This is a genomic window from Phycisphaerae bacterium, assembly GCA_018003015.1.
Taxonomy (GTDB): Bacteria; Planctomycetota; Phycisphaerae; order UBA1845; family PWPN01; genus JAGNEZ01.
Genome location: JAGNEZ010000035.1, coordinates 46,667 through 68,552, shown reverse-complemented (window position 1 = coordinate 68,552; position 21,886 = coordinate 46,667). Strand labels below are relative to the sequence as shown.

The following is a 21,886-nucleotide window of genomic DNA, read 5'->3' as shown; positions in this document are numbered from 1 at the left end:
GTCTATCAGTGAGTGTTCCATGGCCAAGCGCCACCTGTACATGACCAAGAACGACGTGGATCGGCTCGATCATCTGTTGCTTGCCCTTGTCGCCCAGGCACCGGATCCCGAGGCACTGGAAGCTCTTCAGAGCGAACTCGACCATGCACGCCTGGTGAGTTCCGAGGCCGTTCCGCCTGATGTCGTGACGATGAACTCGAAAGTGCGTGTTCGCGACCTGGAGAGTGGCGAGGAGCGGATCGTCACCCTCGTGTTTCCGGAGCACGCGGACCCCGCCGTCGGCAAGGTTTCCGTGCTGGACCCCGTGGGGACGGCCATTCTGGGCTACCAGGTCAATGACGAGATCCAGTGGACGGGCTCGAAGACCAAACTGCGCCTGAGAATCGAAGAGATGCTCTATCAGCCCGAGGCGTCTGGCGACCGCCATCTATGAATAACGCGTGACGAGAAGCAGAAGCCTTTCACGAAATCCCCTCACCGTGACCGGGACGGACGCTGAAGTCGCGAGCGACTCGCCGACGTGAGGCGAGCGCCCTTGGGCTCTGCTCCTTTGCGCTCGGACGGACTCAATGATGCGGAAAACCCTGACTATATCATTTGTTAACTCAATGCGGGATAAAGCTCGTTTTCGCGTCGATTCGCGCGATGGTCTCGGCGATCAAGCGGGCGGCCAGGTCCAGGTCGGCCAGGCTGCAGACTTCCACCGGGGTGTGCATGTACCGGTTGGGGATCCCGATCAGGCCGGTGGCAACGCTGCTGCGGCTGATCTGGATGGCGTTGGCGTCGGTGCCGGTCGCTCCGGGAGCGGCACTGAGCTGGTAGGGAATTCGCTTTTTCTCGGCGGTCTCGATCAGCAGGTCGCACAGCACCGGGTTGATGTTCGCTCCGCGCTCGATCACTGGTCCCTTGCCCAGGGCTCTCTCGCCGTGGGCCTTCTTGTCGGCCCCCGGGTTATCCGTGGCGTGGCAGACGTCGACGGCGATGCCGACCAGCGGGTCGATGCCGTAGCAGCTGGTGCGCGCCCCACGGAGGCCGATCTCCTCCTGCACCGTCGCCACGGAGAACAAGGCGATGGACGGTTTGTGCGACGACAGGAGCCGCAGGGCCTCCAGGACGACGTATGCCCCGACCTTGTCGTCCATGCCGGGCGAGGAGACGCAGTCGTCGCCGAGCTGCTGGATGCCGAGTTTGTAGGTCACGGGGTCGGAGACGGAGACGATCTTGGCGGCCTGTTTCTTGTCCTTGGCTCCGATGTCGATCCAGAGGTCGGTGATTTCGACCTTACCCTGATTGCGTTCTTCCGGTTTCATGAGGTGAATGGGCTTGCGGCCGATGACGCCCTCGACCGGTCCCTTGCGGCCCAGGACGGTGACCCGCGAGCCGGGCAGAACGGTGGCGTCGATTCCACCGACGGTGACGAAGGTGAGGAAGCCCTCGTCGGTGATGTACTGAACCATCAGGCCGATCTGGTCATAGTGTCCGGCGAGCATGACCCGCGGCTTGCCCTTGGGGTTCAGGGTGACGATGGTGTTGCCGTGGATATCGGTGGTGATCTCGTCGGCGAAGGGCTTCATTCGCCTGGAGACAATCCTGGCGACCGACTGCTCGAAGCCTGAAATCGAGGGGGTTTCGAGCATACTCTTGAGAAAGTCAAAGGATTCCTTTTGCATCTTCAGTCCTTTCGTTGACAACGAGAGCGGCCGGTTTTGCAGCCCGCCCCATCGCTGGCTGTCGGAGCTCCGCCGGCCTGCGGCCTACTTGCCGAGCCGGACGGACTTGTTATCCGATTCGTCCTTGCCGACCATGGAGTAACCCGTTTCCTGACGCTGGTGATTGATCTTGAGTTTCTGCCGGTAGAGATCCATGACCCCTTCCGCGTCGAGGCCGACACATTGGGCGAGGCTGATCCAGAAGAAGAGCATGTCGATGACCTCGACCCGAGCGTTCTGGAGGTCATGGAGGAGGAACCGCTTTCCCTGCTTGGCCTCGGCGCACCAGTGCTTCCAGAAGGTGCAGTCGCGCAACTCCTCGAGTTCGTTGCTCATGGCGGCCAGGTAGTTGTTGAGCCACTGGCCGGCCTTCTGGGGATCGAAGTTTGCGCGTAGCTCGTCCGGGTCGAACCCCACGCGTTTGTTCAGCTCGGCCTGATGGCGAAAAAGCTCCTGCAACATGGTTTGACTCCTTGGGTCGCTGGGGGCGGACCTTCGGGGCCCGTTCCCGCCTTGCCCGGGGATGTTATGGCAAGGTGAGCCAGACCTCAACGGGCTGGCGAGGCTTTGGCGTCGTGGGCAGCGAGGGCATCCCACAAAGCCTGTGACGAGGGTCCATTCAAGAGCGATGCGGTCCGATCGAGCTGGACGCCGACGAGGACGGGGCAGTGACCCCGCCTTGCTCGGGGCGGGTTTGGCATCAATTCACGGCTCGACCGCGGGTGTATCGCAACGGCCGCTTGATGACCAATTCATCTCGAACGGGGATCTAGGACGATCGAGTTCGAGGCTTGAGGTCGAGTGGAGGACGCCGATGCGCCGACGTCGAGACGCATGAGCGTTCCTATCGGACGTGGGGGATGGAAAACGCGTGAAAAGGGGAAAAAAAGTCCTACCCCGACGTTGCCTTTTGCCGATAACTCGGTTACATAGATGTGTTATTGGTCCCACCATGTGCCATGGCGCGGCGGATGGTGGGGTCAAGAGATCGGTGCGGGGCCATGAACCACCAACAGCGGATGACTCGGACGTTGGCCTGCCTCGTGGCGTCGATGACCATTGGGGCGCTTTGTCTTCAGATGATGAAGCCCCATAATCCAGCCCCCCCCACCGCCATGGATCGGCTGATGGCCGTCGACAAGGCCTGGGAGTCGATCCAGGTTGACGCCGAGCCTCTGGACAAGACGATCAATCCCGAGCAGTCGCATTTCCTGGTGTACGGCAACGGCGACTGGGAGCAGACCGCGAGCTGGGATGCCCGGCGTCCGGTCGGCCCTCGCCCGGTGGTCAGAATCAGCCTGCTGGCCCCGGCCGGGTCTCGGAAGATCACCCACGCCCAGGATGCGACCACGCGCAAGCTGGTCCACCAACTGCAGAAGGCTTGCCGCATCGCGGACGAGCGGATCAAGTGGGACAGCACGCTGAATCTGCCGCGCGCGCCCGCCGCCAGTTGACCCTGCCTTTCGGTACCGCCCTCAGACCAGGGATCATGTCTTGTTTGGTGCTGCGAGCACCCACGTTTCGCGCGGGTCAGCCCCTTGCTGCAGACGGCGATTCCGGGCTGATTGCTGGGGTCGGCGGCCTTTTTGGCCGATCACAGGCCGGACGACCTGGACGACCGTTTCAGCACAGGTTGACGACGGAGTTGGACAGGTCTTAGAATGAAATGTGCCGTCCATCCGGGGCCCAAGGAGGACCACGAAACGGCTGCCTGGGGCTCCCCACCTCCGGCAAAGACGCGGGAGTTGTTCGGTGACTTTCAGGGTACCGGGATATTCCGTTTACGAGCGCCTCGGCACCGGTGCACGATCGACGATTTGGCTTGTCGCCGATCAGCGAACGGGTGAGCAGTTTGCGCTCAAGCGGGTCACCCGCAAGGACAGCCAGGAAGACCGGTATATTGAACAGGCGATCAACGACTACGAAGTGTCCCGGCAGGTGAACCACCCTGTGCTGCGGCGGAGCTTCGAGTTACGGCGGGTGCGCAGGTTCCTTCAACTCCGCGAGCTGCACATCATCATGGAGCTCGTCGAGGGGCAAACGTTGGAGGACATCGGGCCGATGAAGGCCCACCGCATGCTCAGCATTTTCATGCGTGTGGCGGAGGGCCTTGACGCCCTGCACCAGATGAATTACGTCCACACGGACATCAAGCCGAACAACATCATGGTCACGGACACAGGCGAGGTCAAAGTCATCGACTTCGGGCAGAGCTGCCCGATCGGGCATGTCAAGAACCGAATTCAGGGGACGCCGGACTACATTGCGCCGGAGCAGGTTGAGAAAGGCGTGCCCCTCACGCAGAAGACGGATGTTTTCAATCTGGGCGCGACCATGTACTGGGCGATCACTGGCCGGTCCTTTCCCACGGTGATGCCCAGCAGCAAGCGTCGCGGGGGGATCGAGCTGAAGACCTCGCGTGAGGTTGTCCTGCCCGAGGATCTGAACCGCAACGTGCCCGCGGCGCTCAGCCGGCTGGTCATGGACTGTTGTGAGGCCAATCCCAAGGACCGGCCCTCGGATATGCAGGAGATCATCCGACGTCTCGGCGTGGCCCAGCACATTATGGACAAGAACGGGCTAACATTGACAGGCGCAAATATCGGCCTGATAAGTACTTAGGTCACATCGTGCGTTCTCGTACCCTGGTGGAGCCGTCTTGCGGGGCTATGGCATGACCCTGATTGAATCGGCGATCGACACGCTCAAGCAGGCTGCCGAGCTCAACCATCTCGATCCTTACCGCGAGGGGTCGATGCTGAGCTTCTCGGACTATGGCCAAGTGGTGATGACCGGCGACCTGCATGGCCACCGCAAGAACTTTGAGAAACTGGTACGGTACTGTCAGCTGGAGACAACGCCGGTGCGGCATGTTCTGCTTCACGAGATGATCCACGCGGAGCCGGAGTCTTTTGGTGCGGCCGATCGGTCGGTCGAGCTGTTGCTCGACGCGGCGAAGTGGAAGACGTTTTTCCCCGATCAGGTTCATTTCCTGCAGAGCAACCACGAACTGGCCCAGTTTCAGCGGCACCAGATCACCAAGGGTGGCCGAAGCGTCACCTACGACTTTGAGCGTGGTGTAGCCGAGGTGCTGGGCAGCAGCGACATCGACGAGGCCATGCGAGCCATCGACCAGTTCATCGCCTCGTTCCCGCTGGCGGCCAGGACGCCGAACCGCCTGTTTTTCGCGCACTCGCTCCCGGACGCCAATGCCGTCGATGAGTTCGAATGCAATTGCGTGCGCAAGCCGCTTGCCGAGCAGGATCTATCCGAAGGCGGGTCGGTCTACCAGCTAGTCTGGGGTCGTCGGCACACGCCCGCCCTGCTCGATCGCCTGTCCAAGGCCTATGAGGCCGACATATTCATCGTCGGGCACCAGCCCCAGGAATCCGGTTTTGCCGTACTGTTCGACCGCCTGATCATTTTGGCCAGCGACCACAACCACGGCGTGTTTCTGCCGGTGGACTGCCGGAAGAAGTACACGATTGGACAACTTATTGAGCGAATTCGGCCGTTTGTGGCCGTGATGTGAGGCATCCATGGCTACTCCAGCCGCCGACGAGCAAGCCCGCAAGGGGGTATTCGAGGCACGGGTTTTGTCGAGTTGCCCGATTTGCCGGGAGCACTTCCGTTTGAGGCTGGGAGTTGACGGCTTCCCTCTGGCCGAACCGGGCCAGTTCGTACAGATTCTGTGCGCGGCACCGGACGTGGCGTGCTATTCGGGTGGTCCGTTGCTTCGCCGCCCGTTCAGTATTGGGGGGATGAGAAGGAACGGCCGGCAGACCGAGTTGGAGATCGTTTACCGGGTGGTGGGTGCTGGAACACGATGGCTATCGGGCCTCTCGGAGGGTCATGGCGTGAGCGTGCTTGGTCCACAAGGCCGCCCGTTCGCGCTGGACTCGGATCGTCCTCTCGCCCTGCTGGTTGGTGGCGGGGTGGGGTTACCTCCGATTGTCTGGCTGGCTGAGGCGGTCGCCCGAACCGGGGGGCAGGCGATCGCGTTCTGCGGAGCCCGATCGGCGGGCCTGCTACCGCTGGCCATCCGCCCAGGCGTGGTCGCTGCCGATGGTGAGCCGAGCCTCAGCATCGAGGAGTTTGCCCGGCACGGGATTCCCACCTGCCTGACGACGGATGACGGGACGCTTGGCCTCAGGGGCCGGATCCCCGAGGCGTTGGAGCGATACCTCGATCTTCACACTGGAGCGGCCAGCCGGGCAGCGGCCTACACCTGTGGCCCGGAGCCCATGATTCGAGCAGTTGCACGGGCCTGCGAGTCACGGGGCATTCCCTGCCAGGTCTGCCTTGAGCGGCTCATGGCCTGCGGCATGGGCACCTGCCAGTCGTGCGTCATCCGCACGCACGATGCGGATGACCCCGAAGGCTGGACGTACCGGTTGTGCTGCACCGACGGCCCGGTTTTCGACAGCCGGCAGGTCGTCTGGGCATCGGCTTGACCGCCGGATGCTCCTTTGAATAGACTCCCACAATGGATTCAACACAAAGCCCTGCTTCGGTACCGTACACGGGTCGGGGGAATGGCCCTTCCTCGAAGCTGCTGCTGCCGTTCATCATGGTGGCGAGCCTGTTCTTCATCTGGGGTTTCTGCCATGCCATGCTGGACGTGCTCAACAAGCACTTCCAGAACATCCTGCACGTCAGCAAGACGCAGTCGGGCTTCATTCAGACGTCGGTGTTCGGGGCGTATTTCCTCATTGCGTTGCCGGCCGCCCTGCTCATTCGTCGGATCGGCTATCAGCGCGGGATTCTGTTCGGACTGGTGATCGTCGCGATCGGAGCGTTCCTGTTCGTTCCGGCCGGTCTGGTTTTCAAGGCGTTCTGGGCCTTTCTCCTGGCCCTATTTGTTCTTTCCAGCGGTCTGGCGTGCATTGAAACGGCGGCCAATCCATACGTCACCGTGTTAGGTCCCAAGGATGGCGCCGCGGGTCGCCTGTCCGTCGCTCAGGCCTTCAATTCGGTGGCCTATATCATTGCCCCCACGGTGGGTGGAGCGCTCATTTTCGGCCAGGGGCAGGTTGCAGGAGCGCCAGCCAACTTCAATTCGCTGGTTGCCCCTTACGTGGTCCTCGGCGGTGTCGTGCTGGCGGTGTTCGCGGTCTTCTCGTTGATCAAGCTGCCGGCCATCAATGAACAGGAGGGCGGAGAGTTCGGGGCGGACGATGCTTCTACCCACAAGGCCCCGCTCTACCGTCAACCGCACTTCACTTTCGGCATCGTGACGCAGTTCCTCTACATCGCGGCCCAGGTGGGCGTGAACGCCTTCGCCGTCAACTACATTCTCGAGAATGCGATCAGCAAGAACAACTCGGGGGCCACGGTGCGTGATCCGCTCTTCAGCTGGTATGGGGAGCTCACCCACGCCGCCACGCCGGAGGCCACGGCCGCGTATGTAGTCACGATCGCGATGGTTCTCTATGCGGTCGGACGATTCTCGGGTGCGGCCATCGCCAGGCTCATCAAGCCCAACGTCATGCTTGCTCTTTACGGAATCGCCAACACGATCATCATCCTGATCGTCATGATGGACATCAAGCATCTGTCCTGGCGGATACTCCCTTTCTGCTGGCTGTTCATGTCGATCATGTTCCCGTTCATTTTCGCCATGAGTTTGCGGAACCTGGGGGAGAAGACGAAGCTCGCCGCGTCGTTCCAGATCATGTCCATCGTAGGCGGAGCCATCGCGCCGCCATTCATGGGCTGGCTGGCTGACACCTTTAACAGCATGGCGATCTGTTTCATCCTGCCGCTGATCGGCTTCATCGCCACGATCATCTACGGCTTCGTGTATCCGAGTTTGTTGGCCAAGTCTGCGTCGCGGGGCCCCGGCGGTTTTCCGGTTGTCGCGTCGTAACAGGCCGCCCCCCCGGGACCATATATCCGGTCCAGGACCTGCGGCGGCCGGTCTCATCGCGGCGGACATCTGATGCCCGCGACGACGACCATGATCTCGCAGCGGCGATCTTATCGGTACCGGGCAGACTCTTCTGCGACGGTTTCTCACGCACACGCTCAAACAAACCGATGCCTGATACGCTGCCTTCATGCAGGGACACCGAGGCAGCGTAGCGCGATCGTACCGGCCCGGAGTCTCGTGCTGGCGACGAGGATGTCGTCTGGCCAACCGAGCGAGTATATCGTCGATGGCGAACCTCACCGATCACTACACCTGGTCAAGGACCCACGGTTTGCCCGGAACGAGCACTCAGGGGCTGCTGGGGTATTCCCCGCCGTTCGCGGCTTGCTCCCGCGTGCTCCGTCGCGTCGCGCTGGCGTGCGGTGTCGGCGTACTCGCCCTCGGCATGGCGGTCTTGTTGGGCTGGATCACGGGCACGCGGCTCTCTGGCCAACTCCAGACGGATCGTGTGCCCATGGCTCCCAGCACGGCCTGCCTGCTGGTGTTGTTGACCTGGGCCCTCATTCTGCGCCACTGGCGGCCGCTCGACGTCCCGGCGCAACGGTTTGGCGTCTTGGCTGCGGCGATCACCGGCATTAGTAGCCTCCTTAAACTGTTACTGACAGCCTGGAGCATCGATTCAACTCTTGTTGATGGGCTCGCTCCTCCGTCGACGATACTCGATCACATCCCCATTGGGCGCATGGCGCCGCTGACGGCCTACGCATTTCTCGCCGCGGCGCTGTCGCTGCTGTTCACGCTGCGGCCTTTTGCGGGGTGGTGGTACTGCCAGCAGACCGCCGCCGTCCTTGCACCCACCCTGATGCTGATCAGCGTGGTCATCGTGCTGGGGTACGCGACCGACACGCCGTTGCTCTACGGCACCCGGACCGTACCGATGGCGCTGACCACGGCGATCGCTTTCGGCGGCCTCGGTCTCGGCCTCCTGGTAGCCGCGTATGGCGACATGTTGCTGGTCATGCTGCTGGGGACCGACTTGAAGGAACGCCTTTCGTACCGCCGTCTCATCCGCAATCCGCTGACCGTCTCGGCAGGGCTTCTCCTCGTCATCGCGGTCGGCGGCTTCTCGTACTTCACCCATCGGGTTGAAACGACCTGTCAGGAAGCCGCGCTGGCGATGGTCGCCACCGCCGACCTGAAGGTGCGGCAGGTCCTCGACTGGCGAGCCGAGCATCTGGCTCACGCTCGCCTCGCCCGGAGTGATCCGTTCGCGTGTCGGCAGGCGGATCGCTTCCTCAGAGGCGCCGGTGATGCAGACACACGATCGCAGCTCGTCACCTGGCTGGAGTCCTATCGGGAGCTCAGCGGAGCGACACGCGTGTTGCTCTTGGATTCTCAACTCAGGGTGGCCCTGGCGTCGCCGGAAGGCCCAGTCGAAAGGGACATGATCTCCCGCCCGGAGATGGCCGAAGCTCTGAGCACCGGCCAGGCGACGATATCCGACCTGCATTCCGGCCCCTCCGGCGGCCTTCATTTGAACCTTGCCATTCCGCTTTCTTCCAGATCGGTTTCAGCCGGATTCCAGATCTCCCCCTCGGCACCTTTTGCCGGAGAGCCGATCGGAATCATGGTCATAGAAGTTGATCCCAGCGCTTCCCTATATCCGCTACTCCGGCGTTGGCCGACGTCGAGTTCCACGGCGGAGACGCTCCTGGTCCGGCGCGAAGGTGGCGAGGTTGTCTACCTGAACGAGCCGCGGCATCGGATCGGAACAGCAATCGCGATGCGAGCGAGCGCAGACGGCCAGACACGACTTCCTGCCGCCATGGCGGTGCAGGGCCGGGAGGGTTGGGTGGAAGGCGTGGACTATCGCGGCGTGCCTACCCTAGCCGCCCTGCGGCGCGTTCCCGACACGCCATGGCACCTCGTGGTCAAGGTTGACCTGGCGGAGTCTCTCGCCTCGGTGCGCGAGCAGGTATGGACCACGGGAGTGATCCTATTCGTGATGACGCTGGTTGCCGTCTTGAGTGCTGGCCTGCGGCAACGGCAGCGAGACCAGGTATGGCTTGCGAGGCAGCGGGCGATCGAGTGCGACAGCCAGGAGCGACACCGGGCCCTCTTCATCAGCTCACAGAACGCCCTGATGACACTGGTTCCTCCCGACTGGAAGTTTGAGTCGGCCAACCCGGCGACGGTGAAGATGTTCGAGGCGAACGACGAGAGTGAGTTCGTGTCGAACGCGCCCTGGATGGTGTCCCCGGAACGGCAACCGGACGGGCGACTTTCCGCGGAACAAGCCCAGGAAATGATTCAGATCGCCATGCGTGAGGGATCGCATTACTTCGAGTGGACCCACAAACGGCTCGGAGGTGAGGAGTTCCCCGCCACCGTGCTGCTGACGCGGCTGGAACTGGAGGGCCGCACGCTGCTTCAGGCCACGGTCCGCGACATCACCGAGCAGAAGCGGGCCGCGCAGGACCTGAGCGAAAAGGAGCATTTCCAGGCCGTCCTTCTCGAGAATCTGTCGGCCGGGGTCATGATTCTCGACGCTCATACCCACCTCATTGAGAGCGTCAATCCCGCGGCGGCCGCTCTCATCGGGGTCTCGGCGCAGGAGATCATCGGCCGTACATGTCACCAGTTCATCTGCCCACGCGAGGAGGGCACCTGCCAGATCAGCGACCAGGAGGAAGCCACGACGTCGGACAGCGCCCTGCTCCGGGCCGACGGGATCGAACTTCCGATCCTGAAATCGGTGCGGCGCTTCACCTTCTGTGGCAAGCAGAAGCTGATCGAGATGTTCATCGACATCGGCGAGCGGAAGCAGATGGAGCAGGAGCTGCGGAACGCCAACAGCTACCTGGAGGACATCACGGCCAGAGCCCACGAGATGGCGGCCAAGGCCGAAGCCGCCAACATCGCGAAGAGCGAGTTTCTGGCCAACATGAGCCACGAGATTCGCACCCCCATGACCGCCATTCTCGGCTATACGGAACTCGTGTCGGAGGCGGTGGACTGCTGCACGACGTGCTCGAACCATGAGCCGTGTGAGGTTCGAGCCGAGAACCGGCAGCACTTGGCCACGATCCGGCGCAACGGCGAGCATCTGCTGAAGGTGATCAATGACATTCTCGATCTGTCGCGTGTGGAAGCGGGGAAGATGACGGTCGAGCACATTCCGTGCAATCTCCGTGCGATCATCGAGGAGGTGGCGTCCACGATGCGGGTCCGGGCGGAGGCCAAGCAGCTTGCCTACAACACGGAGTACATCGGGGTCATACCCGAGACGATCCAAAGCGATCCCGGCCGGCTGCGTCAGATCCTGATCAACCTTATCGCCAACGCGATCAAGTTCACCGAGGTGGGTGGGGTGCGTGTGGTGGTGCGGTGCATTGCGGACGTGCCCAAGCCGTTTGTCCAGTTCGACGTGGTCGATACGGGCATCGGCATGACCGAGGATCAGGCCGCTCAGCTTTTCCAGGCGTTCGTCCAGGTCGACGCGTCGATGAGCCGCCGTTTTGGAGGATCGGGCCTGGGACTGGCCATCGCCCGGAACCTGGCCAAGATGCTGGGTGGTGACGTCTGCATCGTGGATTCTCAGCCGGATCTGGGCACCCGCTTCCGGATGACCGTGGCGACGGGCCCGCTTCGAGGCGTGCGGATGATCGAGGAGGGCATTGCGGAGCCGGCGGCTTGCCCGCGGGCAGCGCAGGCTCTTCCGGAGCCCGGCGGCCGGCGGGCACTGGAGGGGAAGGTCGTCCTGCTGGTGGAGGACTGCCCGGACAACCAGCGGCTGATCTCGCACGTACTTCGGTCGGCCGGCGCGAGGGTAGTCACGACGGACAATGGCCAGATGGGTTTGACGGCGGCGCTCAACGCCCGGGACAGCGGGAACCCCTTCGACGTGGTGCTCATGGACATGCAGATGCCGATTCTGGATGGATATGAAGCCACCCGGCAGTTGCGCGATCGCGGCTACGACGGGCTGGTCATCGCCCTCACCGCGCATGCCATGTCCAGTGACCGCGACAAGTGCATCGCCGCCGGTTGCGACAGCTACGCCACGAAGCCCATCGACCGTACCGCCATGATCGAGCTCATCAGCGGGTTCCTCAGGGCCGAACTCCCACGGCACGCCCGCTGAAGACCCGCCCTGCGAGGATGAGGCTATCGCCACAGCCGGGCTTGGCCGGTATACTCTCGGTGAAGCCCCGCTGATGGCGTTTGGCAAGGAAGGAGTGTGCATGATGTCGCCCAGCAGACCCGAGAGCCGTTCACGTTCCAGGAGCCGCCGTGATTTTCTGAGGATATCCGCGGCCGGCGCCGCCACGCTGAGCATGGCTGGCCATGTCCACGCCGCGGGTGATGAGACGATTCGCATCGGCATGATCGGCAGCGGCGGCCGGTGCACCGATGCCGCGGCCCAGAGCATGGCTGCCGGGCGGTACGTGAAGCTGGTCGCGATGTGCGATGTCTTCCACGACAAGGTCCTGAACAGCCGCAAGCACCTGAAGGAGAAGTACCCCGAGCAGGTTCAGGTTGACGACGACCACTGCTTTGCCGGGCTAGACGGTTACAGGAAGGTCATTGAGTCGGCTGATCTCGTGCTGATCGCCTGTGCAAGCAAGTTCCACCCGATGTACAGCGAAGTCGCTTTGCAGGCCGGCAAGCACGTTTTCGTGGAGAAGCCCCACGGGATCGATCCGGTTGGCGTCAAGCGGATGAAAGCCGCCGGCGAGCTGGCGAAGGAGAAAGGGCTGAGCCTCCTGTCGGGGTTGCAGAGTCGCTGGCACGCCGGCTATCGGGAGTGCATGAAACGGATTCACGATGGGGTCATCGGCGACATTGTCGCCATCCAGTGCATGTTCTTGCGAGCCCCCTACGTGGTGGTGCCCCGGAATCCCCAATGGACGGAGATGGAGTACCACTTTCGCAACTGGTACCACTTCTGCTGGCTTTCGGGCGACGACGTGCCCCAGTCGCTGGTCCACAATTTCGACCGGGCATCCTGGGCGCTGAAGGAGGAGATGCCCACCTGGGCCTTTGGACTGGCCGGACGCTCGGCGTCCTTCGGCGAGCAATACGGTGACATGTTCGATCACCACACGGTGGTCTACGAGTACGAGTCGGGCCCTCGAGTCTACGCGTTGTGCCGAACGCAGACTGGAGCCTACGGGAACTTCAGCGACATCATCATGGGTACCAAGGGCACCTGCTACCTGGGCGATTGTCGCATCGAGGGGGAGAAGAAATGGAAGTACGAGGGGCAGGTGCCGGATCCATGCCTGGTCGAACAGAAGGCGCTCATCGAGGCCATCCGCAACCGTAAGCCCGTCAACAGCGGCTATCACATGGTCGGCAGCACCATGGCGACGGTCCTGGGCCAGCTGGTCTGCTACGATGGCAAATCGCACACCATGAACGGAGCGTGGAAATCGCAGTTCAGCCATGGACCGCTGCCGGAGAAGACCGCGCTCGACATGGAGCCGCCGACCAAGCCGGACCGGAAGACAGGCGAGTATCCGCTACCCCTCCCGGGCGTGACCAAGATGATGGAGTGAACCTCAGCGGCCGGCCTGCAGCAGGGGGCCCGATGCAGGGACGCAATCAGACGAGGTAGAACTCGGTCTGGCGAGCGTCGACGACCCTGCAGCCCTCCCGGGTGAAGGCGACGTCCTCTTCCATATTGAAGCGGAAGGCCTCGATCTTCCAGTCGGGCAGCGGAGCCTCGATGGACAGCTCCATGGTGAAGCAGGTGTCGTATTCCAGTTTCACATCCCCCCGCCCGGGGCACCGCTCCTGTTCCCACGGAAGCCCGATCAGCGGACCCGGTTCGTGGAGCAGATGTCCCAGCGAATGCGAGTAGACCCTGGGGTTGGGCACGCCCTCGGCACGCGCCCGATCCAGGATGCGTTTCAGCAGTTCATTGCCGCTCAGTCCGGGGCGGAATTCGCTCATGAAGACATCCTGAAGCCGATTGCATTCCGCCATCAGGCGGCGCAAGCCGTCCGGAGCGGCCCGTTCACCTTCCCGTAGAACATAAGCCCACTGCTGATGATCGCTGCACATCCCCAGGTAGCGAATACCCACGTCGCAGACGACACAGTCGCCTTGACGAATCACCCCATCGGCACCGAAAGCCTTGACGTTGTCGGGTGATTGCCGCAGCGTGAAATACGGCAGGAATGAAGTCTGCAGGCCCAGATCGGCGCAGCACTGCCAGTAGTACCACCGAAGATCCTCGGGCATGGTCACGCCGGGCGTGATCGCCTCGCGGCAGTAACAGCGGGCGATGATCTGTCGCCCGACCTGCACGACATGCCGGAACAAGGGCATTTCCTGCGGCGTCAGGGTGGCCAGCCACCGCGTGCAGGCAACCTCGGCGGACGTCAACCTTCCCGCGTATCCATCAGGCAAGGCATGGGCCAACTGGCCATATAGATTGTGGGTCAGGCCGCCGGCCGCCCACTGGACTCGCCCGATATTGACGCCGATCCACCGGGGGGCTCGCTCGGACACGATTGTCTTCAACAGCTGCCACTGTTCCGTCTCGCCCCGTCCGGTCCACGGGCGGAGGTAGAGGTCCTTGGTGTCGACCATGGAGAGGTTGATTCGTTCGACGCCGGCGTCTGGCCCGCGATCGTGGAAGATCAGGATCTGGAGAATCGGCCACCACGTGTCCATCGGCATCATGGTTGCCAGGAGGGGGTCGGGGTTATCCTCCTGGCAGAGGATGAGCCACATGTCGATGCCGGCCTCGCGCATGGCCACAGGCACGAGCGAGTCGAGCCGTTCCCGCAGACAGCCGTTGAACGCCTCGGTCCGTTGACGCATGGAGAGCACTTGAGGCCACGGTGTCGTGGAGGGGGAGGACACAGCCATGTTCCGATCGAACCTCCTGGCTACTGCTGAAACGCCAAGCGGAAGTAGACATTCGGATTCTGAACGATGGTGGTCAGCACCTGCGATTGCCCACCCCCCTCGACGAGAAGCTGGCCACTCTCAAAGGCAAGCTCTCGCTGGAAGGCCAGCGTCGGCGAGCGGTTCATGATATCGGTCAGAGGCACATGATAGAGGCCGACCAGATGACCGATCTCGTGGGCCGCGGTGTGAGACAGGCCCAGGACGATGTTGTTGACCGAGTTGATTGCGGCCGAGCGACAGTCGGCCCCCCGTCCCTGGAAGCTGCCCACGTAGACGACGGCACGGTCGTCGTACCTCTGATTACCAGGATCGATGTAGGAACCGCTGGGCAGGATCTCGCCGAAGATGACTGCGATCTGGCAGGAAGCCTGTTCCGAGGTCGGCGGCGGCACGGCGGCGTCGAAGGTCTCGCCCGGCGGGGCGAGTTTCCGCTCGGGTGAGAACTCGAGCTGGGAATACGGAGAGGCCGGCAAGGGGTCGGTATCAGCGAGGACATCAATGGGGGTGTCCCGGAAGACTGTCCGCAGCCTTTGAAGCACACCCTCTCGAACCAGGGGGCTGATATCCGACAGGAACTGCCGTTCGTCGGCGGTGAACGAGTTGGGGTCGACCAGGCCAGGCCGAGTGAGGTAGCCCTCGTCGAACACGACGCGGACCGTCTGTCTGGCGGGCGGCCGATGTCCTGAATCGCCATTCTCGGCGGTGAGTATCGCCTGCCGACGGGTGCTGTCTGACGAAGGGTCGAACAGCACGTACACGAAGTAGTGGCCTGCCTCCTGGACGCGGTAGTTGAAGAACGCTCCGGGCGGTCCCCCGCCGGCCAGCAGTCCGATATCCGGTCGCTGCGGATCGGCCGCCAGAATCAGGACGGCAGCGATCGATTCGCCGGTCACCTGAAGCCGAAGGACCTGGTCGGCGTCAAGCCAGCCCAAGGGGGCGACGTCGTACTCGAGCAGGTGAGGTTGCCCATCGACGGCCACCGCCGGCAGATCCTGGAAAGGGTTGAACGCGGGCGTCAGGAAGGGACAACTGGCAAGGAGAACGGGCAGGGCTGTCGCGAGACCGAAGAGGGCCGGGCCGCCGATGGGAGTCACGCCGCGCCGGGGCGTCGGTCGGTGACACGGATTGTGTATCCGCCACACTCTCACTGGGGTTCCGCCACAAACACGATGCCATCCAGCGGCGTTTCAACGTCGATCACGTCCGGCCGGAACAGGTATCCGTCCTGAAAGACCTCGACCCGGTAGGCGCCCGGCGGACGATCCAGGCTAAAGCGGCCGGAGGCATCGGTCCGGGTCACCGCGATCGGATCGCTGTAACCGCTGTCGGGATCGTTGCCGGCGTCGGCGTCATCGAGCCGGGCCCTCCATCGCGTGCGTAGCAGGACGCCGATGTTTTCGATTCCAGCGCCGTCGCGATCGACGACCCGGCCGGCGATGGCCGCGTCCAAGGCCGGTTCGGGAGGTTGGAGGCCGGCCAGGCCGGGGTCCAGCCCGACGGTCTGCCACGCGGCATCGGCATTGGGAAAACGACCTGATTGGCGAATCCACGCATCTACCGGCGTATCCTGGGCGAACTTGAGGCGGGCCGTCCCCTCCGGCGCGTCCCAGTTCACAATGGTGTAGACCTCCACCGGTTCCACATCGCAGGCTGGAACGTCGAGGATCTCGCCGCCAGCGAGAGGCTCCGATGCGACCGTCTCCCCGGCATCCAGGCCGATGGGGATCGAGGCGTTGACGCGGCGATAGAGCAGAAGGCGAACGTCGAGTGAGCCGGGGCAGGCGTGGCCCAGCACCGAGCCGAAGTCTCCGCGATAGGTTCCTCCGGGAGGCAAGAGCGGCAGGGTCTCGTAGTCCGTGTCGCCATGGGCTCGAATTGCCAGGGCGGCGTAGGCCTTGCTTGACAGGTTCGTGAATGCGAAGCGCGTCTCGACGGGCAGGGTGGCCGGGTGGCCCAGTCCCAGCGTACTTAAGTCGATCGACGCGCACGATGCCGCCGCGAGGGCCATGCAGCCGGCCGGAATGGTTGCCCCATAGCGTTTCACTTGCCGACCATCTCCATCACGATCCTGAAGCCCCAGTACATGGATGGCTGCGACGCGTCGCTGTAGTTTCGCTGGGCAGAACTGCACACCAGCGAAGGTGAATAGTAGGCCCCGCCGCGCAAGATGTAAAGACGAGATGCCTGCTCGGGGGCAATTCGCGGATCCGAGATGGCCTCTGGAGGCATGCGGCTGTCGGTCCATTCCCAGAGGTTGCCATGCATATCGAACAGCCCGAACATGTTGGGCATCTTCTGTCCGACCGGTGGCGAGAATCCCGCGGTGTGGAAGCCGCAGCAGTTGGCGAACAGCGGCACATCGTTCTCACGGTCGCCGAAGCAGAACCAGCCCGGGTTCTCGGCCCGGCAGGCATACTCCCACTCATCCTCGGCAGGCAGTCGATACCGTCGCCTCGGAGCGGCCGCCGCGCCTCTGACGTTCAGCCACGCGCAGTAGCTGCGGGCTGTATCCAGGCTCAGCCAGCCCGCCGGCTCTTCCAGGCCCGCGCGATCGATCTGGGCCTGAAGGGCCTGGGTACACAGGGCCAGCGGTTCGCGCAGCTGCGGGGATGCCTCGATGAGGGCCTTCATCCGGTCGGCTTCGGCAGGATCGCTCATGAAGGCGGTAAACGCACCTGCCGTCACCTCTGTCGTCGCCAGGTAGAATGAGGCGACCGGGCGCCCCGGATGCGACTGCTTCGCCTGGTTCGGAGAGGCCGCCTCGGTCGGCGGCACGCCTCGTTGGAACGACTCGCAGCCGGGAATTCGAACGAAGGCCAGCGAGGAGAGATCGTCCACGAAGATATCCCCAGCGGTACGGCACGGCTCGGGACGGCCAAGCCGTGCAGCCGCCCATCGAGCGGCCGAAACCACGCCGGGGTTCGACTCCGAGCGAACGGCTTGGACGCACAACTCCGCCAGCTCGGCTTCTTGTCCCCCCTTCTGGCCGATCAGGCAGAATGCGGTGTACTTCTGCCGACTGCTGCCCGAGATTGCCTTGGCTTTGAGTTGCGCGAACAGAGTCGCCGGCTCCGGCCATTGCATCGTCGCCAATTCGAGCCACTCGCCGTGCTTGAAGAGCAGTCCGCCGTCAACGGATTCCCAGAACGCAACCGGGTTTGACCAGGGGCCGGCGCGTGCCCCCTTGATCCGCTCGGTGAAGGCCGGTGAAGCCACATACCGTGCTGTCTCATCGGCCAGGAATGCCTTGACTCGCTTCGAGGCCTGCGCGATCTCTCTGGCCGCCTGGGCGGGATCCTGGACGAAACGGGTCAGAATACCGGTGGCGGCGGCGCGGTCGCCTTTCTCCCGCTCGGCCCGGAGCATCAGCCCGCCGGTCATCAGTGCCACGACGGCCACTGCCAGAGCCACGCCGAGAGGATTCCGCTGCACGAATTTCCGGACGCGGTATCGCCGATGATGGGCCAGCGGACTCACCGGCCTGCCGCGATCCATGGCGTCGAGATCGGAGCGAATCTCGGCCATTGCGTCGTAACGGTCTTCCGGCTTTGGGGCCATGCACTTGGCGACCACGGCCGCCAGCTCTGTCCCGGCAGCGGTTGCGAGTTCGCGATCGCCTGCGGTGACCGGGGCGGCCGCGATCATGCCGCGGTATCTTTCCAACCGATCGTCCAAGGTCGCTGCGTTGTCAAGAGACGCGATATTGACTGCGGTGGCGTGCGAGACACGGCCGGTGAGAATGGAGAAGAGCGTCGCTCCCAAGGCATACACGTCCCAGCGAACGTCCGGCTGTACCGGCTGGCCGAGTTTGGTGACCCGGGCCTGCTCCGGGGCCATGTAGAAAAGCGTGCCCAGCGATGCCGCCGATTCGGTGAACACGCGCGACTGTCCGAAGTCGACGACGCGCACCCGGTCCTGCTCGTCGACGAGCACGTTGGCTGGCTTCAGATCACAGTGAATCAGGCCCTTGCGGTGCACGTAGCCGAGGGCATCACACATCTGCCGAGCCCACTCGATGACCTTGGTGCGGCCGGCGGGTGCGTCCGGGCGCACGAACTGCTGCAGGGAACCGCCGCTCAACAGGTCGATCACATAGAATGGCGGATCGCTGTCCAGGCCGGCGTCGAGCAGAGTCACCACGTGAGGATGCCGGTCCAGGCGGAGGAGCCGTTCGATCTCCCGCTGCAGGAAGATCCAGTCGAGCCCGCCTCGCTTCTTGAAGACCTTGACGGCCACCTCCTTGCGGGTGCGAAGCTGCCAGGCCCGCCAGACCTGGCCGTAGGCTCCCTCTCCGAGCAACTCCGCCAACACGTAGCCGGTGATCTTCGGGGCTGCGGCGTGTTGGGCCACATGGCGGGGCAGCGACAAGTCGAGGGAGGCACCGAGACCTTCCGGCGACTGGATTTCCGTCGCCCGCTCGGTGGATGCCGTGCTCGGCCGATCCTGAGGGTTGTCTGAGCTCATCACCAGTGTCCCGGTGGACAAGTCGATCGTCGGGCATCATCGTATGGGGTGCGGAGAGAGTGTCAACCGAGTTCGAAGCTGGTGACGTCGGAAACCGCGTCCAGCGGAAGCCGGGGAATCCGGCCTCTGTACATTCGGGCGATCTCGAGAATCGGCTTGAGGCCATGTACCGGGCCACGGTCGCGCCTGGCCGGTTCGGCTCCGGTGCATTCGGGTAGACCGGTTCGAGAATGCCCGCTCCGGTCTTCTTGCCTGCCGGAGAAGGGGCAACCGTTGGCCGAGATGCGATGGAGCGATCCGATCCGTCGAGGAGCATCGAGTCGAGGGCGAGGCCGCGGGCAGTCCTAGGCCGCCAACTCGAAGAGGACCATGAGAACAATGCCCACGAGGTACATTCCGACCACGATCGTGATCCAACTGACCAGGGCGGCCAGGGGGATGTCACGGAGCTTGTCGCAGCGCGTCGTCTTGTAGACGATGCTGACCGCCAAGCACAGCGGCAGCAGGAAGACCATCTGCGTGCGTGGGGTCAGCACGATCGGGGTGATGAAGAGCGTGGCGAGAACGGACATGGCGGAAGCCATCATGGTCCGGTCCTCCGAGACGCTGCCGGGGCGGCGCGAGACTGCTGGCCCGTTCCCTTTTCGATCCTGGCCAGCACATCGAAGATGGCCAGCAGATTGAGCATGCCGGCGATGGCGGTGTAGACCACGGCGGTGTCCTCCGTGTGGCCGTAGGCGTACCATCGTGGATCGCCGCCGGTCTCGGGAGCGCCGGAGTGTTTACCCCAGGTCATGGCCACGATGGGATGGGCCCCGGCACAAACCTGGCCCAGGAACCAGAGGAAGCGATCTTTGGAGTTGACCGTGTTCTTGACCCCCCCGATGGCAATGCCGCCCCAGAACGTCAGACCGATCACCACGAGGAAGATGGTACCTCGGGCTCGTTCTCCAATGAACCAGTGCCCTGCGCCGGGCACGAGCCAACCGAGGACCGCAGCCAAAGGCATACGCAGCGCCGGTGGTAGGGTATCGGAACGGAATCGCATCTGAGTAGCAGTTTCCCTCGAAGAACGGGACTCCCGCAGAGGAAAGCCCGCAGGACGTCGATTCACATCGGACAATGCCCCGAGGCGGCTCCCGGGCACTGCTGGCAACATGGCCCGCCGGGTGCGAGGGTGCAGGTGTTCCCTCCGCCCTGCCGGGCGGCGAACACACTCATCTGCCGCTCGATCTTGCCGCTCCCGCACGCCGGGCATTGGGTGCGTTCGGGCGTGTTCATCGAGCGTGCCAAGTGCTCGAATGCGTGGCTGCATTCCTGGCACACATATTCATAAATCGGCATTTGGCAACCTCTTACCGCCAACAGTCACATCCCGGCGTACAAGCCGGCGGAGACGGATTCCCAGTATAGGAACGTATGGCGGAGCACGCAAGTTCGGTCGACAGCCCGGCCTGTTCGACTGCTCGAGCCGCCTGCCTGAGGGCGAAGGGAAGGTGGGTGATGTGTGAGCCTCCTGAAAGCCTACAAGCGTCGCCGGCGACTTCTGAACTTGGCTCCAAGGGTCTTTGGACGTTCGGAGGGCGAAGCCGGCTGGGCCGGTGCGGTACCGGCCGGGACAGAGGACGGCTCGGCCGCAGGCGCCGGCGAGGCCTGGGCAGGTCCTCTTGACCGTCTGTCGGGCGGCGGCGGGAAGCGTCCGAACTCCCCGCGTGGCGGAGGACCGGGCACAAAGCCCTCGAGCCGCTCCTCGGTGATCTGGAGGTTGATCAGTTTCTCGACCTCGGTGAGCAGCTTGCCCTGTTCGCGTGTGACGAAGGTGATTGCCTTACCGAACGAACCCATGCGGGCGGTCCGGCCGATACGGTGAACGTAAGCCTCCGAGTCGACGGGTATGTCGTAGTTGACAATGTGCGTGATTCCGTGGACATCGATGCCGCGAGACGCCAGGTCGGTGGCCACCAGGACGTGCAGGTTGTGTTTGCGGAACCGCTCCATGACCCGCTCTCGCTTGCGCTGCACCAGGTCCCCGTGGATCTCGCGAGCGTCGATCCCCTCAACGTGCAACCTCTTGGCGAGCTTCATGACCCCGCGTTTCGTGTTACAGAACACGATGGCCAGCTTGGGCTGTTCGCGCTCCAGGACCATTTGAAGCAGCCTGAACTTGTCCCACGGCTCGACGCCGATGAACACCTGAGTGACCTCTTCGACGGTGATCTCGTCGCGAGAGACGTTGACCTCCACCGCATCGCGGGTGAACTGGCCGGCCAGCCGTTTGATTTCGTCGCTCAGAGTGGCGGATACAAATACGGTCTGATGGGGGTTAGTGGTTTTGCCGAGGATCAGTCGAATATCGTCGCGGAAGCCGATGTCCAGCATGCGGTCCACTTCGTCGAGAACGACGAATCGGACGTCGCCGAGGCTCAGAGCCCCCCGCTCAAGCAGGTCGATGAGCCGACCGGGCGTCCCCACGACGACGCAGGGCTTCTTGCCCAGCGAGTGCAGCTGGGACTTGATCCGCTGTCCACCGTAGACGGGCACGATGCGCAATCCGAGGAACTCGGAAAGGCGGAGGAGTTCGGCCGCCACCTGGACGGCGAGTTCACGGGTGGGCACAAGCACGAGGAGTTGCAGACCCATGTCGCGATTGACCATCTGCATGCAAGGCAGCCCGAAAGCGGCGGTCTTGCCGGTTCCCGTTCGGGCCTGACCCAGCACGTCGCGTCCGCTCAGCACCACGGGGATGAGCTGCTTCTGAATCTCGGAAGGCTCGACAAAACCGATTTTGGCCAGGGCGCGGAGTAACGGGGCTTCAATGCCGAGTTCAGCGAAGGCGGTGGGAGTAGCTTGAGCTTTCTTCATGACAGCGTTTCGTGCGGCCCGGCGGGGTTTCGTGACTTCAAAAACAGTTCCGACG

Annotated in this window: 18 protein-coding genes; 8 read left to right on the top strand and 10 right to left on the bottom strand. The window is 63.3% G+C overall.

Annotated elements, in window-relative coordinates; genetic code table 11:
• Nucleotides 1-433, top strand: a 433-nt coding sequence (gene rnk / locus KA354_15635) for a nucleoside diphosphate kinase regulator (protein MBP7936074.1), incomplete at its 5' end; no start/stop codon positions are given.
• Nucleotides 434-605: 172 nt separating this feature from the next.
• On the opposite strand, the gene KA354_15630 is transcribed toward rnk, so the two are convergent.
• Both KA354_15630 and KA354_15625 read right to left on the bottom strand, forming a co-directional pair.
• Nucleotides 606-1,670: a M42 family metallopeptidase gene (locus tag KA354_15630; protein MBP7936073.1), complete on the bottom strand. Its 1,065-nt coding sequence runs from the start codon at nucleotides 1,668-1,670 to the stop codon at nucleotides 606-608.
• An 84-nt stretch (nucleotides 1,671-1,754) separates the two neighbouring features.
• Nucleotides 1,755-2,171, bottom strand: a complete 417-nt coding sequence (locus tag KA354_15625; GenBank protein ID MBP7936072.1) for a dUTPase — start codon at nucleotides 2,169-2,171, stop codon at nucleotides 1,755-1,757.
• A 539-nt stretch (nucleotides 2,172-2,710) separates the two neighbouring features.
• Here KA354_15625 and KA354_15620 point away from each other — a divergent pair.
• The 7 genes from KA354_15620 (at nucleotide 2,711) to KA354_15590 (ending at nucleotide 13,142) form a co-directional block, all read left to right on the top strand.
• A complete protein-coding gene (locus tag KA354_15620; protein ID MBP7936071.1) occupies nucleotides 2,711-3,163 on the top strand; it encodes a hypothetical protein in 453 nt (150 codons plus the stop codon).
• Between the two features lie 298 nt (nucleotides 3,164-3,461).
• On the top strand, nucleotides 3,462-4,331 hold the full coding sequence (locus tag KA354_15615; GenBank protein ID MBP7936070.1) for a serine/threonine protein kinase: 870 nt from the start codon (nucleotides 3,462-3,464) through the stop codon (nucleotides 4,329-4,331).
• 52 nt (nucleotides 4,332-4,383) lie between these two features.
• Entirely contained in the window at nucleotides 4,384-5,241 is an 858-nt protein-coding gene (locus KA354_15610) for a hypothetical protein (GenBank protein ID MBP7936069.1), read from the top strand.
• 7 nt (nucleotides 5,242-5,248) lie between these two features.
• A complete protein-coding gene (locus KA354_15605; GenBank protein ID MBP7936068.1) occupies nucleotides 5,249-6,163 on the top strand; it encodes a dihydroorotate dehydrogenase electron transfer subunit in 915 nt (304 codons plus the stop codon).
• A 32-nt stretch (nucleotides 6,164-6,195) separates the two neighbouring features.
• Nucleotides 6,196-7,578 carry an L-fucose:H+ symporter permease gene (gene fucP, locus KA354_15600; GenBank protein ID MBP7936067.1) on the top strand — a complete coding sequence of 461 codons (1,383 nt, stop codon included), beginning with the start codon at nucleotides 6,196-6,198 and terminating at the stop codon, nucleotides 7,576-7,578.
• 289 nt (nucleotides 7,579-7,867) lie between these two features.
• Nucleotides 7,868-11,725 carry a response regulator gene (locus KA354_15595; GenBank protein MBP7936066.1) on the top strand — a complete coding sequence of 1,286 codons (3,858 nt, stop codon included), beginning with the start codon at nucleotides 7,868-7,870 and terminating at the stop codon, nucleotides 11,723-11,725.
• Nucleotides 11,726-11,825: 100 nt separating this feature from the next.
• Nucleotides 11,826-13,142 (top strand): Gfo/Idh/MocA family oxidoreductase, encoded by a 1,317-nt coding sequence (locus tag KA354_15590; protein MBP7936065.1) that lies wholly within the window; start codon nucleotides 11,826-11,828, stop codon nucleotides 13,140-13,142.
• 46 nt (nucleotides 13,143-13,188) lie between these two features.
• On the opposite strand, the gene KA354_15585 is transcribed toward KA354_15590, so the two are convergent.
• The 8 genes from KA354_15585 to KA354_15550 form a co-directional block, all read right to left on the bottom strand.
• On the bottom strand, nucleotides 13,189-14,415 hold the full coding sequence (locus tag KA354_15585; protein ID MBP7936064.1) for a M24 family metallopeptidase: 1,227 nt from the start codon (nucleotides 14,413-14,415) through the stop codon (nucleotides 13,189-13,191).
• A 68-nt stretch (nucleotides 14,416-14,483) separates the two neighbouring features.
• Nucleotides 14,484-15,653, bottom strand: a complete 1,170-nt coding sequence (locus KA354_15580; protein ID MBP7936063.1) for a hypothetical protein — start codon at nucleotides 15,651-15,653, stop codon at nucleotides 14,484-14,486.
• Nucleotides 15,650-16,549, bottom strand: a complete 900-nt coding sequence (locus KA354_15575) for a carboxypeptidase regulatory-like domain-containing protein (protein MBP7936062.1) — start codon at nucleotides 16,547-16,549, stop codon at nucleotides 15,650-15,652. The genes KA354_15580 and KA354_15575 overlap by 4 nt, the downstream gene beginning before the upstream one ends.
• Nucleotides 16,546-18,969, bottom strand: a complete 2,424-nt coding sequence (locus tag KA354_15570; GenBank protein MBP7936061.1) for an SUMF1/EgtB/PvdO family nonheme iron enzyme — start codon at nucleotides 18,967-18,969, stop codon at nucleotides 16,546-16,548. Before KA354_15570 ends, KA354_15575 begins: the two co-directional genes overlap by 4 nt.
• Before the next feature lie 344 nt (nucleotides 18,970-19,313).
• Nucleotides 19,314-19,556: a hypothetical protein gene (locus KA354_15565; protein ID MBP7936060.1), complete on the bottom strand. Its 243-nt coding sequence runs from the start codon at nucleotides 19,554-19,556 to the stop codon at nucleotides 19,314-19,316.
• Nucleotides 19,553-20,017: a hypothetical protein gene (locus KA354_15560; protein MBP7936059.1), complete on the bottom strand. Its 465-nt coding sequence runs from the start codon at nucleotides 20,015-20,017 to the stop codon at nucleotides 19,553-19,555. Before KA354_15560 ends, KA354_15565 begins: the two co-directional genes overlap by 4 nt.
• A gap of 62 nt (nucleotides 20,018-20,079) precedes the next feature.
• Entirely contained in the window at nucleotides 20,080-20,313 is a 234-nt protein-coding gene (locus tag KA354_15555) for a zinc ribbon domain-containing protein (protein ID MBP7936058.1), read from the bottom strand.
• 180 nt (nucleotides 20,314-20,493) lie between these two features.
• Nucleotides 20,494-21,831, bottom strand: coding sequence for a DEAD/DEAH box helicase (locus tag KA354_15550; GenBank protein MBP7936057.1), 1,338 nt, complete (start codon nucleotides 21,829-21,831; stop codon nucleotides 20,494-20,496).
• Nucleotides 21,832-21,886 lie beyond the last annotated feature (55 nt).

What these genes read in the sequence shown, in the direction of transcription:
- KA354_15630 (MBP7936073.1), bottom strand. Translation starts at nt 1,670, where the DNA reads ATGCAAAAGGAATCCTTTGACTTTCTCAAGAGTATGCTCGAAACCCCC.
- KA354_15610 (MBP7936069.1), top strand. Translation starts at nt 4,384, where the DNA reads ATGACCCTGATTGAATCGGCGATCGACACGCTCAAGCAGGCTGCCGAG.
- KA354_15625 (MBP7936072.1), bottom strand. Translation starts at nt 2,171, where the DNA reads ATGTTGCAGGAGCTTTTTCGCCATCAGGCCGAGCTGAACAAACGCGTG.
- KA354_15570 (MBP7936061.1), bottom strand. Translation starts at nt 18,969, where the DNA reads ATGAGCTCAGACAACCCTCAGGATCGGCCGAGCACGGCATCCACCGAG.
- KA354_15550 (MBP7936057.1), bottom strand. Translation starts at nt 21,831, where the DNA reads ATGAAGAAAGCTCAAGCTACTCCCACCGCCTTCGCTGAACTCGGCATT.
- KA354_15560 (MBP7936059.1), bottom strand. Translation starts at nt 20,017, where the DNA reads ATGCGATTCCGTTCCGATACCCTACCACCGGCGCTGCGTATGCCTTTG.
- KA354_15590 (MBP7936065.1), top strand. Translation starts at nt 11,826, where the DNA reads ATGATGTCGCCCAGCAGACCCGAGAGCCGTTCACGTTCCAGGAGCCGC.
- KA354_15565 (MBP7936060.1), bottom strand. Translation starts at nt 19,556, where the DNA reads ATGATGGCTTCCGCCATGTCCGTTCTCGCCACGCTCTTCATCACCCCG.
- KA354_15595 (MBP7936066.1), top strand. Translation starts at nt 7,868, where the DNA reads ATGGCGAACCTCACCGATCACTACACCTGGTCAAGGACCCACGGTTTG.
- KA354_15585 (MBP7936064.1), bottom strand. Translation starts at nt 14,415, where the DNA reads ATGCGTCAACGGACCGAGGCGTTCAACGGCTGTCTGCGGGAACGGCTC.
- fucP (MBP7936067.1), top strand. Translation starts at nt 6,196, where the DNA reads ATGGATTCAACACAAAGCCCTGCTTCGGTACCGTACACGGGTCGGGGG.
- KA354_15605 (MBP7936068.1), top strand. Translation starts at nt 5,249, where the DNA reads ATGGCTACTCCAGCCGCCGACGAGCAAGCCCGCAAGGGGGTATTCGAG.
- KA354_15555 (MBP7936058.1), bottom strand. Translation starts at nt 20,313, where the DNA reads ATGCCGATTTATGAATATGTGTGCCAGGAATGCAGCCACGCATTCGAG.
- KA354_15620 (MBP7936071.1), top strand. Translation starts at nt 2,711, where the DNA reads ATGAACCACCAACAGCGGATGACTCGGACGTTGGCCTGCCTCGTGGCG.